The sequence below is a fragment of the Nostoc sp. LEGE 06077 genome (assembly GCF_015207705.1).
In the GTDB taxonomy this organism is placed as follows: domain Bacteria; phylum Cyanobacteriota; class Cyanobacteriia; order Cyanobacteriales; family Nostocaceae; genus Nostoc_B.
Genome location: NZ_JADEWI010000033.1, coordinates 1 through 14954 on the forward strand (window position 1 = coordinate 1; position 14954 = coordinate 14954).

At 42.0% G+C, this 14954-nt stretch carries 16 protein-coding genes and 1 pseudogene; 7 read left to right on the forward strand and 10 right to left on the reverse strand.

What is annotated here, in order from left to right; all coding sequences use genetic code 11:
* Positions 1-167, forward strand: a pseudogene (locus tag IQ244_RS19540) (IS701 family transposase); the annotation flags it as partial.
* Between the two features lie 13 nt (positions 168-180).
* Here the strand turns inward: IQ244_RS19540 and IQ244_RS19545 are convergent.
* Positions 181-771 (reverse strand): hypothetical protein, encoded by a 591-nt coding sequence (locus IQ244_RS19545; RefSeq protein WP_193897130.1) that lies wholly within the window; start codon positions 769-771, stop codon positions 181-183.
* Positions 772-1083: 312 nt separating this feature from the next.
* Between IQ244_RS19545 and IQ244_RS19550 the strand changes: the two genes are divergently transcribed.
* The 3 genes from IQ244_RS19550 (at position 1084) to IQ244_RS19560 (ending at position 3923) form a co-directional block, all read left to right on the forward strand.
* A complete protein-coding gene (locus IQ244_RS19550) occupies positions 1084-2250 on the forward strand; it encodes a helix-turn-helix transcriptional regulator (RefSeq protein WP_193897132.1) in 1167 nt (388 codons plus the stop codon).
* Positions 2251-2305: 55 nt separating this feature from the next.
* Positions 2306-3088: a nucleoside phosphorylase gene (locus IQ244_RS19555; protein WP_193897134.1), complete on the forward strand. Its 783-nt coding sequence runs from the start codon at positions 2306-2308 to the stop codon at positions 3086-3088.
* Positions 3089-3353: 265 nt separating this feature from the next.
* Complete coding sequence (locus IQ244_RS19560) at positions 3354-3923, forward strand: retropepsin-like aspartic protease family protein (RefSeq protein WP_193897136.1); 570 nt, start codon at positions 3354-3356, stop codon at positions 3921-3923.
* Positions 3924-4113: 190 nt separating this feature from the next.
* On the opposite strand, the gene IQ244_RS19565 is transcribed toward IQ244_RS19560, so the two are convergent.
* The 9 genes from IQ244_RS19565 to IQ244_RS19605 all read right to left on the reverse strand — a co-directional run bounded on the left by IQ244_RS19565 (position 4114) and on the right by IQ244_RS19605 (position 11736).
* Entirely contained in the window at positions 4114-5061 is a 948-nt protein-coding gene (locus tag IQ244_RS19565) for a F0F1 ATP synthase subunit gamma (protein WP_193897138.1), read from the reverse strand.
* 133 nt (positions 5062-5194) lie between these two features.
* Positions 5195-6715 (reverse strand): F0F1 ATP synthase subunit alpha, encoded by a 1521-nt coding sequence (gene atpA / locus IQ244_RS19570; protein ID WP_193897140.1) that lies wholly within the window; start codon positions 6713-6715, stop codon positions 5195-5197.
* Positions 6716-6802: 87 nt separating this feature from the next.
* Positions 6803-7357 carry an ATP synthase F1 subunit delta gene (gene atpH, locus IQ244_RS19575; protein WP_193897142.1) on the reverse strand — a complete coding sequence of 185 codons (555 nt, stop codon included), beginning with the start codon at positions 7355-7357 and terminating at the stop codon, positions 6803-6805.
* Complete coding sequence (locus IQ244_RS19580; RefSeq protein WP_193897169.1) at positions 7357-7926, reverse strand: F0F1 ATP synthase subunit B; 570 nt, start codon at positions 7924-7926, stop codon at positions 7357-7359. Before IQ244_RS19580 ends, atpH begins: the two co-directional genes overlap by 1 nt.
* Positions 7927-8257: 331 nt before the next feature.
* Positions 8258-8689: a F0F1 ATP synthase subunit B' gene (locus tag IQ244_RS19585; protein WP_193897171.1), complete on the reverse strand. Its 432-nt coding sequence runs from the start codon at positions 8687-8689 to the stop codon at positions 8258-8260.
* A 176-nt stretch (positions 8690-8865) separates the two neighbouring features.
* Entirely contained in the window at positions 8866-9111 is a 246-nt protein-coding gene (atpE, locus tag IQ244_RS19590) for an ATP synthase F0 subunit C (protein WP_015112744.1), read from the reverse strand.
* A gap of 153 nt (positions 9112-9264) precedes the next feature.
* Positions 9265-10026: a F0F1 ATP synthase subunit A gene (atpB, locus tag IQ244_RS19595; protein ID WP_015112743.1), complete on the reverse strand. Its 762-nt coding sequence runs from the start codon at positions 10024-10026 to the stop codon at positions 9265-9267.
* A gap of 60 nt (positions 10027-10086) precedes the next feature.
* On the reverse strand, positions 10087-10530 hold the full coding sequence (locus IQ244_RS19600) for an ATP synthase subunit I (protein ID WP_193897173.1): 444 nt from the start codon (positions 10528-10530) through the stop codon (positions 10087-10089).
* A gap of 660 nt (positions 10531-11190) precedes the next feature.
* Positions 11191-11736 carry a peroxiredoxin-like family protein gene (locus IQ244_RS19605; protein ID WP_193897175.1) on the reverse strand — a complete coding sequence of 182 codons (546 nt, stop codon included), beginning with the start codon at positions 11734-11736 and terminating at the stop codon, positions 11191-11193.
* Between the two features lie 346 nt (positions 11737-12082).
* On the opposite strand from IQ244_RS19605, the gene IQ244_RS19610 reads away from it, so the two are divergent.
* From IQ244_RS19610 to IQ244_RS19620, 3 genes are all read left to right on the forward strand, one after another.
* Positions 12083-12868 (forward strand): HAD family hydrolase, encoded by a 786-nt coding sequence (locus IQ244_RS19610; protein WP_193897271.1) that lies wholly within the window; start codon positions 12083-12085, stop codon positions 12866-12868.
* Between the two features lie 73 nt (positions 12869-12941).
* Complete coding sequence (locus IQ244_RS19615) at positions 12942-14117, forward strand: DNA double-strand break repair nuclease NurA (protein WP_193897177.1); 1176 nt, start codon at positions 12942-12944, stop codon at positions 14115-14117.
* Between the two features lie 40 nt (positions 14118-14157).
* Positions 14158-14943: an FHA domain-containing protein gene (locus IQ244_RS19620; protein WP_193897179.1), complete on the forward strand. Its 786-nt coding sequence runs from the start codon at positions 14158-14160 to the stop codon at positions 14941-14943.
* Positions 14944-14954 lie beyond the last annotated feature (11 nt).

Sequence of the window (14954 nt, forward strand, 5' to 3'; positions counted from 1 at the left end):
GATGGAAGAATACTTTAAATAATCTTCGTTTAATTGTTCAACCTCTTTTATTATTTTGGTTGATTTATCCCTGGCTAAATGTTTTTCCCAATTCCGATTTATTGCTTGGATTTAATCACCTAATTTTTACAATGAACCAATTTAAACCTTTTTTCTCTTCTGGATAATTTCATTTATTTACTACTTGCTTATTTCGGAAAGTGACAGAAGAGGGTTATCATGGAATTTTTCTCTTTTGAGAATGTCATTCAACTCAGTACGAGGAATTGCCTCACGTCTATCAACTTCTAATGAATATAGGAGAACCAAAAAAGTCAACCTGCGTGCAGCATCTTTCTTGTTTGCAGCTTTGAGCCTCTTCTTGTCCATTAGCTGTAGTTGTTCACCGTTGTGCCGAAAAATCTGTCTTAACTTGTCAGTATCGCCTTCATGAGCAGCGGGAAGTTGAGCAACTGCATCAATGGTAGTTTCGTTGTTCTCGGCACTGGGTTCGTAGTTGAATAGGGAAAGTTGTTGAGGTTTGGCATTACTTACATCACGAATCACCGGACGACCAGTAGGTTGTTTTCCGGGTGTTATTTGTCCACCAATGATTGCCGCGATCGCACCACCCCAGTTAATACCTACTTCATTGGTGAGTTCTGCTTGAATTTCGCGTGAATAGCCCTTGCTAGTTTCAACGAACTTTAAAGTGTTTATTACCGGAGGTAAACTACCACCATTGCTTGATGCAGATCCGTTATGCTCTTCACCTCTTGGGGTTCCGCACATTACACACCCTTTTGCACCAGGAAGGAGTGTTTCAAGGCAGTTTTTACACCGAATTTGCTGAAGACAGTTTGAGCAATAGAACCCTGTGCTAAGTAAAGGATGTTGGCAGGAAGGGCAGGTCTGCATATTTTTTAGTCTCCAAAACTCTATTTGAACTGCATCTTACAAAGAAGTTCAGATAGAGTGCGACTATTTTGCAGTATTGGAGGCTAAAAAATGAAATCTTTAGAAAGTATATTTACCAATAGTCCTAAAGTTTATATATATTACAGGCTAATACTTTCTTATTATTGACTAGGTGAAATATAGTTTATGGGGCATTCTTACGCTGGTCTTCCTGCCTTCGAGAGACTATTACTGTTAATGGCTACGTTTGCCCGAAACCCAGGAGTTGGTTGTCATGATCCTATGCAATCTGACCCTAGTAATCATGATACCTTACAGGTAGTACAAATGTATTTGCATAAGGTAGCAACTGAATTGAATGTAGAGCTACCGCCTTGTTCACGTCACACCATCCAAAGTGATTTGAAGACTCTTCGCCGCTATGGGCTTTTAGATAGACGACCATACCGCTGGGGTTACTATCTTGGTACAGGTCTAATGAGTAGAGAGGAGTTACAAGTTGCGCTCAACGCCCTACAGTCTCAGGCAAGGTATCAGGAAGACCCTCAAATTAACCAGATATATCAAAGATTAATGCGGCGGTTAGGAGGTTTAAATCCGAAAGATGAGATACTTTATCCGGTGAGAACTCAATTAGACCGAGTTATTGTCTACACAGATCCGGTGGAAATGATGGCTAAAGGCAAATATCAAAGCCGAGGTACGTTATTTGAAAAAATAGATGCACTTGAAGAGGCAATTATTCAAGGGCAAGCAGTTGAGCTTTACCGCTTTCGTAATCCGTACAATCCTCAAAGAATTAGATATGAGAAAGTTTATCCCTTACAGCTGATTTATGCAGACATTGCCTGGTATTTGTTGCAGGAGGACTATCAAAACGGTCATCTCGTAGTATCACGTCTTGATCGCTTTAGTGATCACTTTAAGGTTCTGGATAGCAAAGGCCGAGGCTCAATTTGCCAATGGAAAAGCTTACGTATCGCTCATCGGCTCTTAAAGGCGGGTTGGGGTTTACAGTTAGGGTCAAGAGAAGATCAGCAAAGGGAGATCCGTGGAGAATTAGAGCTTGTAGAAGTGCGAGTTCGGTTTTTTCCTAAAGTTATGGAATTTATCCAAGAGGGCGAAAAGCGACATCCTAAGCAAGAAATTAAACCAGGGCTAACGGGAAAAGATGGCAAACCTGCTTACGTAGATTATATTGTGAAATTGCCTAAGCGATCACTGGAGGAGTTTTGTCGTTGGGTGTATCGGTTTATGAGCAATGCTCAATTTATTTATCCTCAATATCTAGCTGAACAACATCAGGAATTTGCTCGTGCATTACTAGACAGATATTGTTCTCAAGCCCCATAAATACTAATTGACAATTTTGTCTAAGTATAAATTGTTTAAGTTATTTGAAATTAGTATGACAAATAAACGCTTGTATCACATTGGTTTTGGGCAAGATGATTTAGGTGCATCGCCGCCTCAGATTGCTTTATTATCGGGCGATCGCGATCGCACCCATCTAATTGCCCAAAATTATTTACAAGATGTGCGTTTGTTGTCGGAAAATCGCGGACTTGATAGTTATCTCGGATACTTACCGAATCATCGCCCCATCTTATCGGCAACTAGTGGGATGGGTGCGCCTTCTTTAAGTATTGTGGTAAATGAATTGGTACAGGTGGGAATCCGGCAAATTATTCGCATTGGTACTTGTGGCTCAATTCAACCTTATGTACCAGTTGGCAGTATTGTAATTAGTAGTGCCGCTTTATGTCGTCAAGGTGCAGCTAATGACATTGCACCTGTGGAGTATCCCGCCGCAGCTGATCCATTTTTGACGGTGGCTTTAGTCAAAGCTTCACAAGAATTAGGGTTTGAGCATTATTTAGGTATTACCGCTTCTGTTGATACTTTTTATGAAGGACAGGAACGTGCTAATTCAGCAAACCCGGATTTAATGCGATCGCTCCGTGGTATTACGGAAGAATATCGGCGGTTAAATATTTTGAACTACGAAATGGAATGTGGCACTCTGTTTAAAATGGCAGGAGTGTATAAGTTTGCGGCGGCGGCTGTTTGCGGTGTGGTGGCGCAACGTACTGTTGATGAGAAGGTAGTTTTAGAACAGAAAGAAGTTGCAGTGGGAAATGCGATCGCCACTGCTATCCATGCAATCACTAATTATTTTCCCTCACTTTAAATCTGAGTTCAGTAGTTTCATCTACTCTTTACGTAATCTTTAAGTTAGCATTTCCTTAATCTAGATAATATAGATTTATGAGGTGTAAATTGCGTGTTTTACAGATGAATATATCCTAAGAAATAACTTGTTTGTCAGAAAAATATGATTGGATAAACGAAAAAATATTCAAAATTTAAGTGAAATTAAGGAAACAATTAAATTAATATTAATTTCTCATAAAAATTTATTTTCATGTTTATAAAAAATTGGAGAACGGCATCAAATGAACTGTGCTTGGCAGCGGGGAATTACTCAGATTAACGTAGCTTTGATTGCAGTAATACCAACGCTGATATTTTCAGCATTTACACACCGAGCAATCGCTGAAGATACGAGCGAGTGTTTTATGGTGACTTCTTCTGGGATGACTGTGGAGTTAACAAAGCTGTGTAACGATACAAATAGAGCCAAGACGACTTCCGAAGGCAGAGTTTTTCGAGTACCTATCAAACGCCATTTTGGCAGAACTCCGGTAATTGATGTCACCTTTAATAACCAAAAAACCTTTGAGATGGTTGTTGATACAGGTGCTAATGGTACTTTGATTACGCAAGCAATGGCGAATGCTTTGCAAGTCAAACCCACAGGTATACTCAATGCTCAAACTGCCGATGGTAGTGAAGTAAAATTTCCTACAGGCAAGATGAAGTCTATAGCTGCGGGTGGCATTGTAGCCAATAATGTAGAGGTAGCGATCGCATCTAAAGCAGGTATTGGATTACTCGGTCACGATTTCTTTGGTAACTACGACATCAAAATTTTACAAACATCTGTGGAATTTCACGCACGTTAAATAGCAGAATCATTGATATAGCGGTTCTCATCGCAGTAAAGTAAAGGCAAAAATAATTAACCGCAGATAAACCTTGTTTTGCAGCCTTTACCCCGATTTCTGAGCATCACCAAAACTAAAAATAGCTAATCGCTAGATTTTAAAGTTACCAGCAATTAGCTATTATTTAAAGTTAACAATTGAGTTGTTCCTAAGTCAGTGCTTCTGCACCACCGACAACTTCTAGGAGTTCCTGAGTAATAGCGGCTTGTCGGGCTTTGTTGTAAGACAGCGATAGGCTTTTAATTAGTTCACCAGCATTGTCGCTGGCGTTACTCATAGCTGTCATCCGCGCTGCTAGTTCACTAGCAGCAGATTCTTGTAATGCGCGTAGTAATTGATTACTCAAATACAAGGGTAGCAAGGAATCCAGAATTTGTACTGGGTCTTGCTCAAAAATCATGTCGCGGGCTAAAGGTTGGACTTGAGCCGTTACTTTTTGCCGTTCAACTTCAAATTGACCACCACGAGTTGTCAACCGGAAAATTTCGTCGTCTGCTGCTTCTAAACCTTGGGTATCAAGAGGTAGCAAAGTTTGAACTACAGGACGAGAACTAACGAGCGAGACGAAACGAGTGTAGATTAATTCGATGCGGTCTACTTTTTCCGAGAGGAATAAAGACAGCAACTCTTCAGCAATTTTATTTGCTTCGTCGGCAGTAGGAATTTGCTCTAAGCCACTGTAAGTAGCATCAATGGGCTGTTCACGACGTTGGAAGTATTGAGTAGCTTTACGACCAACTAGTACAAATGTGTAGTCGATACCTTCTGCCTTGAGTTCCTTAGCACGGTTTTCCGCACGACGGATGACGTTTGTGTTGTAACCACCGCACAAACCTCTGTCACCAGAAATGACTAACAACCCTACTGATTTAACTTCCCGTTTTTTCAGCAGAGGTAAGTTGGCTTCTTCAAACCGCAGACGGGTTTGTAAACCATATAGCACTTGGGCTAGTCTGTCAGCAAAGGGGCGAGTAGCCAGAACTTGTTCTTGTGCGCGACGTACTCTTGCCGCCGCCACTAGCCGCATGGCTTCTGTAATTTTTTTGGTGTTTTTGACCGACTGAATGCGATCGCGTATTGATTTGAGGTTAGGCATATTCTTAAGTTCTGAGTCCTGACTCCTGAGTTCCGAGTGGCTCAAAGTGCTGAGTACTAAGTTTTCCAGGATGTATTTGTACTTACTTTCATTCCTGTTCTCAGTACCCAGCACTCAGCACTCAGCACTTTAATTATGCTGTTGCTTTGAAGGTCTTTTTGTAATCGTCTAAGGCTGCCTTCAATGCTGCTTCTTCATCATCAGCGAGTACTTTCTTGCTTTGTACTGCTTGGAAGTAAGGAGATTTACCAGTTTTCAGGTATTCCCGGAAACCTTTGGTGAAGGTGGTTACTTTATCTACAGCGATATCATCTAAGTAACCGTTAATCCCAGCGTAAAGAATTGCCACTTGTTCAGCTACAGACAAGGGTTCGTTCTGGGATTGTTTCAACAATTCCCGTAAACGCTGACCTCGTGCCAACTGGTCTTGGGTAGCTTTATCTAAGTCTGAAGCAAATTGCGCGAAGGCTTGGAGGTCGTCAAACTGTGCTAGTTCGAGTTTAATCTTACCAGCAACTTTTTTCATAGCTTTAGTTTGCGCCGCCGAACCTACACGGGATACGGAGATACCGGGGTTTACAGCAGGACGAACACCAGCGTTGAACAAGTCAGAAGATAAGAAGATCTGACCGTCAGTGATAGAAATTACGTTTGTGGGGATGTAAGCGGATACGTCACCAGCTTGGGTTTCGATGATGGGTAGAGCAGTCATACTGCCTTTACCTAACTCATCGCTGAGTTTAGCGGCTCTTTCCAACAAGCGAGAGTGAATGTAGAATACGTCTCCGGGGTAAGCTTCCCGTCCTGGTGGACGACGTAGCAGCAAGGACATTTGGCGATAAGCTTGTGCTTGCTTGGACAAGTCGTCATAAATTACCAAGGTGGCTTTGCCTTTGTACATGAAGTACTCAGCAATAGTAGCGCCGGTGTAGGGAGCTAGATATTGTAAGGTGGCAGGTTCACTGGCACTAGCCGCAACAACTACGGTGTAGTCCATTGCGCCTTTTTCTTGTAAGGTTTGAACTACGTTAGCTACGGTGGAAGCTTTTTGACCAATGGCTACGTAAACGCAGACAACATCTTCACCTTTTTGGTTAATGATGGTGTCGATCGCGATCGCGGTTTTTCCGGTTTGACGGTCTCCAATGATCAATTCCCGCTGACCACGGCCGATGGGAATCATGGAGTCGATAGCGGTAATCCCGGTTTGCATGGGTTCGTGTACCGAACGCCGAGCAATAATACCGGGTGCTGGCGATTCAATCAAACGGCTTTCTGTGGATTTGATGTCGCCTTTTCCGTCGATCGCACGACCCAAAGCATCAACAACCCGTCCAACTAGGGCTTCACCGACACCAATTTGGGCAATTTTCCCAGTAGCTCTGACAGAGCTACCTTCTTGGATATTATTACCTGTACCCATGAGTACCGCACCCACGTTGTCTTCTTCCAAGTTTTGGGCGATACCGATGGTGCCATCTTCAAATTCCAAAAGTTCCCCAGCCATAGCCTTTTCTAGGCCATAAATCCGGGCAATACCGTCACCTACTTGCAGAACGGTACCAACGTTAGCAACTTTGACTTCTTGGTCGTATTGCTCAATTTGCTGTTGAATAATGCTGCTAATTTCGTCAGGTCTAATTGATATGCTCATAGTGTATGTTTTTCTTTTGCAACACGGACGAATTTGATAGTAATAAAGTGCTGAGTAATTCTCTTACTCCTGCCCTCTGCCTTCTTCCTAGCCACTAGTTAAGCTCAAAGACAAGCGTCGTAGTTGACCACGTAAACTAGCATCGATTACCTGTGAGCCAACTTTGATAATCACACCACCAATCAATTCGCTATCTACTTTAGTTTCTAGTTCTACTTGACGAGCATTGGTGATGGCAATGACTTTCTGTTTAATCGCTTCTTCTTGCTCTGATGAAAGAGGAATAGCCGAGCTTACTTCCGCTAACACAGTTTGATTCAGCTGCCGCAGCAATGCCAGATACTGCTTTAAAATCTGGTCTAAGAAGAAAATGCGTCGTTTGTCTACTAGAAGTAGCAAAAAGTTGCGTAAGTAAGGATTCCCGCCTTCACCCAAGACTTGAGTGATTACCGCTTTTTTGCTGTCAGCGGCAACAAAGGGATTGTCGATCAAGTTCCGCAGTTGTTGAGAATTTTGCAACAAATCTAGTAAGGAACGAGCATCGTTACCGAAATCTTCTGTCAGATTTTGTGACTTTGCTACTGACATCAACGCCTGTGCATAAGGCTGGGCGATTTCAGCTGTTTCGATATTACTTTTCATTACCGTCCTCCCACCTGAGCGATGCTACGGTTAATTAGTGCCTGTTGAACATCGTCACCAACACCTGATCGCAGTTGTGCTTCGACTTTTTGTAATGCCAAAGCGGCTACTCGCTGCCGCAATTCGGTAAGCGCTCGCTCTCGTTCGGTGTTTAAATCAGCCGCTGCTGTTTGTTTCAAGCGTTCTACGTCTTGCACTGCTTTATCCAACAGGGCTTGTTTAGTTGCCTGAGCGCTTTCTTCGGCTGCTTGACGGATGCGTTGTGCCTCAGCTTGTGCTTGGGTCAACTGTTCTTGTGCTTGAGAAAGAGCTGTTTGTGCCTCTTTTAAGCGTCCTTCTGCTTCCTGAATGGCAGTTTCGATATTGGATCTGCGCTCGTTCAGGATATTGCTTAAAACTTTACGTCCAAAGTAGAATAATATGCCAATCAGAATCAATAGGTTTATCAGATTGGTTTCAAAAATGTCTAGGTTTAGACCGAAACCACCTTCTGCTGCGCCTTCTGCCAATTCAGAGTGAACAGCTTGAGCTTCTGCGGCAAGTAATAAGAAAGTGCCCATGATACCCATCTACAAGTGCGCTGCTCGCTTGCTAATCAGTTTTGTGTTCCCGTAGGAAAAAAGTGACTACGAATTTTAGATTTTGAGATTTGAGATTTTTTGCTTGATGCCTTGCCACACATGAGTTTAGATTTTGAATTTCTGGATTTTCAGACTCTTCAATCCAAAATCTGGAATTCAAAATCAAAATTGGCCCGGTCAATCCAAAATAAGCTCGTGAACTCGCTAACGCTACGCTAACGGCAATCCAAAATCTAAAATTGGCTGACACTTTATTAAGCGCTCTGGGACAAATGCCCAGTTGCGCGGATACTTTCACTAGGCCAATAATCTTTATAGCTTATCTAGCTAGACTAGGCCCTAAGAGTTTTTCTAGAATCTGCCTACCAAGAGCATCAACTTGTTGTTCTAAAGAACGCATAGCTTCCTGCTTTTGTTGGTCTATTTCAACGGCAGCTTTTTCTCGTTGAGCTTGAGCCTCTTGTTGTGCCTCAGCAATTTTCTGGGCAGTAATTTTCTTAGCTTCAGCCTGGGCGGTTTCTACAGTAGCTTGCGATTGCCTGCGAGCTTCTGCTAGTTGCTGTTCATATTCTTGAGTTAGGCGTTCGGCTTTAGCCAGACGCTCTTTGGCTTCAAGAGTATTGGTGCGGATGTAATTATCACGCTCATCCAGGACTTTGGTCAGTGGCTTATAGAAAATTACATTCAACAAGGCTGCCAACAGCAGGAACTGCAATGCCATAAAGGGCAAAGTAGCATCGAAATCAAACATTTCTCTCCTCTTTGGCTGGAGTAGCAGTTTTCATGGCTAGCAACGTTATCCAACCTTTCGTATTTTAGAGACCCATAGCCACAAGGGTCAGACGACATTAAAACTACTTAATACCCAAAGTCTTTCAGATGTAGAGGCGTGATGATTCACGTCTCTACAATCAAAACTTTGAGTTCTTATGCGAAGGGGTTAGCAAACAACAGTACTAGGGCGATTACCAGACCGTAGATAGTCAAGGATTCCATGAACGCCAAGGTTAACAGCAGAGTACCGCGAATTTTGCCTTCTGCTTCTGGCTGACGGGCAATACCTTCTACTGCTTGACCAGCAGCGTTACCTTGTCCAATACCAGGGCCGATCGCAGCTAAACCAATTGCTAGAGCAGCAGCTAGAACTGAAGCAGCAGAAACTAATGGATCCATGTTGATTTTCCTTGCTTTAATTACAGAACTAAACAAAAGTAAATTAACTAGTCAAAGACGTGTTTTTTCACGCTGCACCGAGTTCTCGCAAATCGCGCTTTGCGATGTTTTGAGCGTTGATGCTCGTCGGAACTGTGCTAACAACTGAGGGCGTTAATGCTCCTCATGCTCTTCGCCGCCGTGTCCTTCCATTGCCTCATGAATGTATGCCCCTGCTAGGGTAGCAAACACCAGGGCTTGAATGGCACTGGTAAATAAACCCAAGGCCATTACAGGTAGAGGTACAAATAAAGGGACGAGCAGGACTAACACCGCTACCACCAATTCATCCGCCAAGATGTTACCGAAAAGACGGAAGCTTAGGGAGAGGGGCTTAGTGAAATCTTCGAGAATGGCGATCGGCAACAATACGGGTGTTGGCTCTATGTATTTCTTGAAGTAGCCCAAACCACGCTTGCTGAAACCTGCGTAAAAATAAGCGAGGGAAGTCAGCAGTGCCAATGCTACCGTCGTATTGATGTCGTTGGTGGGAGCCGCTAATTCACCAGATGGCAGCTTAATTAGCTTCCAGGGAATTAACGCACCTGACCAGTTCGATACGAAGATAAACAAGAACAATGTACCAATAAATGGTACCCAAGGGCGGTACTCTTTCTCACCAAGTTGGTTTTTTGCTAGATCACGAATAAATTCCAGGGCGTATTCCATTAAGTTCTGGATACCACTGGGAACTTTTTGTATGTTGCGAGTAGCAGCGATGGAAGCCACTACTAGAATGCTAATCACAAACCATGAGGTGAGAAAAACTTGCCCATGAATTTTCAGATTGCCTAATTGCCAGTAGAAATGTTGACCTACTTCTAATTCGGCGAGGGGAAAAGAATTAAAGGCGTTTAAGACACTAAGCATTTGCATTCTTCAAGCATTTTCCCCAACAAGCGAGGATGGGTGTATTGTCTTTGTGAGTCTGATTTTTTAAGAATCAGAAATGAACGCAGTTTGCACCGTATAGACGAGGAGCGTGGCTTTGTATGTGAGAAATCCCAAAAATATGGGCAGTACATGTAGATCGTGCCATTGAGTTGCTAGTACAATCAACCCAACAAATAGAGCAAAACGATTTTTGCTCAAACGATTTTTTTCAGCGCCGAGTTGCTCAACGTCTTTAGCCAGCATCTTTAAGTAAACCACACCTGTACACGCCCCAATTAAATAATTCAGGGCAGTGTTTAAGGAATAAAAAATCCACACAGAGATAAATATAATCCCCGTCAAAACAAGTGTGATTACCAACAACTTCTGATAGAGTTGATGAAACTCCTGCATAGAAGCGTTTACTGATTCTGTTTCCTCAAAACCAGATGGGGCATCTTGTTGTGTTGTCGGAGTGGTTGCAATTGGTTCTTCTGACAAGCTCACGGGACTTGAAACTAGTACAGCTAACTATTATGACTGCACATTCAGTCAGCTGAATCATATCACGATCCGGTAACAATACTTTAGAAAAAAACAATTAACTTCTTGTTTCTTAGCTAAAAGCAACACAAACTAACTCTCAGCACAAACACAGAGTAAATTTAGGAACTAGGCAAATTAGAATGTAATGCGATCGCCTAAAAAATTCCTAATTGATGTATAATCGCTTTTTCCTCAGATAATTTAAGTGACCTCCAGAAGCGTTGTGTAATCACCTATGTAATGTTTCGGGAAAGCTGGGTTGAGAAAATTGAGATGGTGCTTGAGGAGCGTAGACGCAGAACGTCTTGTCGTTAGACATCACACCAAGGCTTAATTTATCTAAACTTCAGCCTGTTGATTTTGTACTACCCACGGAAAAGGGCATTGCTGTGTACATTCTTAATTTACATTAGATTCGCCAAAATTGCTTGTTTGGCTCCTACATCTCTCCCAATCAGCCCAGACTTCTGCACCCTATTTAATATTTTGAGGTTGGGTGTAAGGCTTTTGAAAACTACACCCACACACCTCACACTCTGACACGCCTAGCTAAAATCATCGATTTTTCGTTTAACTACATAAGTCCCATTCTAAAGATGTCAATCTTAGAGCGAGAACAACTTACCACTCGGTTCCACGGAAAGGGTAGTTTCTGGGAATGATGTACTCTAGTCCTTGCAGCAAGAAGGCAAAATCTACACGAGAGAAGGGATGAGTACCGATGTTTGCAAAGTATAAACGACCATCGGGCTTGATCAAAAATACAGCGGGTTCGCTAAATAAAGCAGGTTCACTTTCAAAATGTCCTTTGGTGAGATACAGTCCCCAACGGCGCATTTCATCGGGGGTTAAGTCATATCCAATGGTGAGATTTTGGATGTTAGCTTTTGCTTGAAATTGTTGCGCTCTTTCCAAGGAATCGCCGCTGATGGCGATCGCTTTTACACCCAGTTGTGTGAAAGCATCCAGTTTTTGCTCTAAATCAGTAATATATTGTTCGCAAATAGGGCAGTGTAGACCTCTGTAGAACACAATCATTGTGTAGTTTTCAGGATTTTGGTCAGCTAGTTTCCAGATGTTTCCATCTAAGGTTTTGACTTCCAAAACAGGAGCCTGATTGCCCATGATTAGTTTAGGTGAGGTCGTTTTCTCGGATTGAGTAATCATAATTTTGCCACCAATTTTATAGATGCGTTTCGTCGAGTATTGACTCGCACTTGTTGAACTAAATCCGGGTATTAATTTACCTCAAGCAAAGGCGCAAAGGTGCAAAGAGAAGAAGTAAATAATATTTTTTTAATTTCTTTTTCTAAAGATATTGCTCCAGGCAAGATTAACTTAATTAAAATTGGCGGATTTTAGCAATTTTCACTGAATTAAGGTAAAAGAAAAATAATTTACCGTAGATGAATCTGTTTTACAGAAATTATAAATGACAAAAAACTAACAAAGATCACTACTATATTTTGATTTTTCAGGTAAGCTTTCAAAATCAGTTTTCATGCTCAACACTATGACGGCCAGTAGTCCTACAATTTTAGCCTTAGACTTTGACGGAGTGATTTGCGACGGACTAATTGAATATTTTGAGGTAGCATGGCGTACCTACTGTAAACTTTGGTCGCCAACTAACGATACACCACCAGATGACTTGGCTTTGAGATTTTACCGCCTCAGACCAGTGATTGAAACAGGTTGGGAAATGCCTGTTTTAATCAAAGCTTTGTTAGAGGGAATGTCTGATGAGCAAATTCTTCAGGAATGGACAACAATTACGCCACAAATTTTGTTAAAAAATAATTTGCCGGCTAGAGAAATCGGTGCCAAACTAGATCACCTCCGGGATGAATGGATTGCGACAGATTTACAAGGCTGGCTGAATCTGCATAGATTTTATCCGGGGGTGATCGAAAAAATTAAATTGACTGTGGCTAGTGATGTGCAGTTGTTCATCGTCACTACTAAGGAAGGGCGGTTTGTGCAGCAATTATTGCAACAAGAAGGGGTAAATTTGCCTGAAACAGCTATTTTTGGCAAAGAAGTGAAACGTCCCAAATATGAAATTCTGCGAGAATTAATTCAAACAGCTAATCAACAACCCGTTAGTTTATGGTTTGTGGAAGACCGAATCAAAACTTTGCAGTTAGTTCAACAGCAGGCTGATCTGGAAAATGTAAAACTTTTCTTAGCAGATTGGGGCTATAATACCCAACCAGAAAGGAAAGCGGCGCAAGATGATCAGCGGATTGAGTTACTATCGCTGTCGCAGTTTGCCAAGGCTTTCGCAGATTGGTTGTAAACAAGTTGTAGAGACGTAAAATTTTGCGTCTCTATTTACTGCCTTTAGTAAGGTGAATAACCTCTAAAAATCTATGCTTGACCTGACAAAATTAGCGCGACAAATGCAAGGTTTAAGTCAGCATCTATCACTAGAAGCTGTTGCTGGTCGCCAGCGCTTAGAATTAGCCCAACAACATTTAATAAATGCTTACGCGTGTCAGCAAGATTTAATTGAACGTCAGGAGAAATGGCGCGATCGCATTCTCTTTGCTAATGCTACCCCAATTGAGCCATTAGAAACTCGGATTGATATTCCTGTGCCGCCCAAGGTGCATACTGTGATTGCTACTGACGGTTCACAAATTGCACCTAGCCATCACGAAATTGCTTATTGCTATCTCTTAAATATCGGCAGAGTTGTTTTACACTACGGTCAAAACCTCCATCCACTGCTTGATAGTTTACCAGAGGTATTTTACCGCCCCGAAGATTTATATGCGTCACGTCAGTGGGGAATTAGAACAGAAGAATGGATGGGTTTTTGTCGGACAGCGAGTGAAGCAACGGTATTGGCTGAATTAGCTTGTGCGGCTAGAAGTGATGCGCCAACCTTAGCAATGGTGGATGGTTCCTTAGTTTATTGGTTTTTGGAACAGTTACCTTTAGATGCACGCGATCGCATTTTACCGCCGATTTTGCAAGCTTGGCAGCAGCTACGGGAAGCTGGAATCCCGTTAATGGGATATCTGAGTGCTTCGCGGAATGTTGAAGGGATTAACTTTTTGCGCTTAATGGCTTGTCCTCATCCAGTCCCTGACTGTGTAAGTTACTGTCCCAACCAGTTAGAGAAAGTTCCTTGCAAAGTTTTTGAACCTCTACGAGATACCTCTTTGTGGTCAACTCAACTCCAACCCGGACAACGCGGCCCTTTGTGGCGGAGTAATGCGCGAATTTTAGAGTTTTATGAAGGACAAAGCATTTATTTTTGCTATGTTCATGTAGGTACGGAAATTGCCCGAATTGAATTACCAGCCTGGGTTGTCGAAAATACAGCAATGTTGGATCAAGCCTTGGGTTTAATGCTGGCGCAAGTACAGAAAGGATATGGCTACCCAGTAGCGATCGCCGAAGCCCATAATCAAGCGGTGGTCAGAGGTGGCGATAAAGCGCGGTTCTTCGCCCTTTTAGAAAAACAAATGATTAAAGCTGGCTTAAAAAATGTTGGTACTTCTTATAAAGAAGCCCGCAAACGGGGAAGTATTGCTTAAATTCTTAATTACCATAGAATTAGCGATACAACGGTAAGCCATGCAAAATATCAATCAATTAAGCACGACAAGGTTAAGTTTAGAGATATTCCATGTCCAGACAAACACGGTTTTTGATTTACCCCCAAACCTGATGGTGATTCGTATTGGTAAGTCAAATGCTCAAAATCCGCCTGATATAGATGTTTCTAGTTTGCCAAATGCAGAGGTAGTTTCTCGCATTCACGCTCAAATTATGGTGGATGGTAGTAATTACTTGATTGAAGACTTAGGTAGTTCTAACGGCACCTTTCTCAACGATATCAAGCTAGAACAGGGAATTACACATACTTTAAAAATAGGCGATCGCATTGACCTTGGGCAAGGACATTCTGTCACTTTTATTTTTCAAAATTCCCCAGAACATTCACCAGCTTTATTGACAGATATTAATGGCACTCAAATTGCACCCCAACTAGTTGAACAAAATAAACCAATTGTGGTAGATAAAACAACTAAGCTATTAGGTTTGACTTTAATAGTTGCCAGCATCGTGATTTCAACCGCAAATATTAGAATTGGTATATTTTTCGGTCTTCCGAGCGTAATTTTATGTTTTGCCGGAATTTTTGTTTTGTGCCAACAAAGAATTAACCGCAATCTAGGCTGGATTTTGATTGCATTAGGCATCGCTATCATGATATTTACGGGGCGGCTGTTTGCCTCAGTTAACCTCTTACTTTTACTAGTAACTTCAGCTTTATTTTTTATAGGATATTTGCTTTTTACAACAGGTAAAATATTTGGTTATGATTGGCGATCGCTACAACAAATAATTAATAAATAAAAGGTTACGCT

Excerpts from the sequence above, each read along its gene's own strand:
- IQ244_RS19565 (WP_193897138.1), bottom strand. The coding sequence starts at position 5,061 with ATGCCTAACCTCAAATCAATACGCGATCGCATTCAGTCGGTCAAAAAC.
- IQ244_RS19615 (WP_193897177.1), top strand. The coding sequence starts at position 12,942 with ATGCTTGACCTGACAAAATTAGCGCGACAAATGCAAGGTTTAAGTCAG.
- atpA (WP_193897140.1), bottom strand. The coding sequence starts at position 6,715 with ATGAGCATATCAATTAGACCTGACGAAATTAGCAGCATTATTCAACAG.
- IQ244_RS19545 (WP_193897130.1), bottom strand. The coding sequence starts at position 771 with ATGTGCGGAACCCCAAGAGGTGAAGAGCATAACGGATCTGCATCAAGC.
- IQ244_RS19620 (WP_193897179.1), top strand. The coding sequence starts at position 14,158 with ATGCAAAATATCAATCAATTAAGCACGACAAGGTTAAGTTTAGAGATA.
- IQ244_RS19605 (WP_193897175.1), bottom strand. The coding sequence starts at position 11,736 with ATGATTACTCAATCCGAGAAAACGACCTCACCTAAACTAATCATGGGC.
- IQ244_RS19560 (WP_193897136.1), top strand. The coding sequence starts at position 3,354 with ATGAACTGTGCTTGGCAGCGGGGAATTACTCAGATTAACGTAGCTTTG.
- IQ244_RS19610 (WP_193897271.1), top strand. The coding sequence starts at position 12,083 with ATGACGGCCAGTAGTCCTACAATTTTAGCCTTAGACTTTGACGGAGTG.
- IQ244_RS19585 (WP_193897171.1), bottom strand. The coding sequence starts at position 8,689 with ATGTTTGATTTCGATGCTACTTTGCCCTTTATGGCATTGCAGTTCCTG.
- atpB (WP_015112743.1), bottom strand. The coding sequence starts at position 10,026 with ATGCAAATGCTTAGTGTCTTAAACGCCTTTAATTCTTTTCCCCTCGCC.
- IQ244_RS19580 (WP_193897169.1), bottom strand. The coding sequence starts at position 7,926 with ATGGGTATCATGGGCACTTTCTTATTACTTGCCGCAGAAGCTCAAGCT.
- IQ244_RS19555 (WP_193897134.1), top strand. The coding sequence starts at position 2,306 with ATGACAAATAAACGCTTGTATCACATTGGTTTTGGGCAAGATGATTTA.
- atpH (WP_193897142.1), bottom strand. The coding sequence starts at position 7,357 with ATGAAAAGTAATATCGAAACAGCTGAAATCGCCCAGCCTTATGCACAG.
- IQ244_RS19550 (WP_193897132.1), top strand. The coding sequence starts at position 1,084 with ATGGGGCATTCTTACGCTGGTCTTCCTGCCTTCGAGAGACTATTACTG.
- atpE (WP_015112744.1), bottom strand. The coding sequence starts at position 9,111 with ATGGATCCATTAGTTTCTGCTGCTTCAGTTCTAGCTGCTGCTCTAGCA.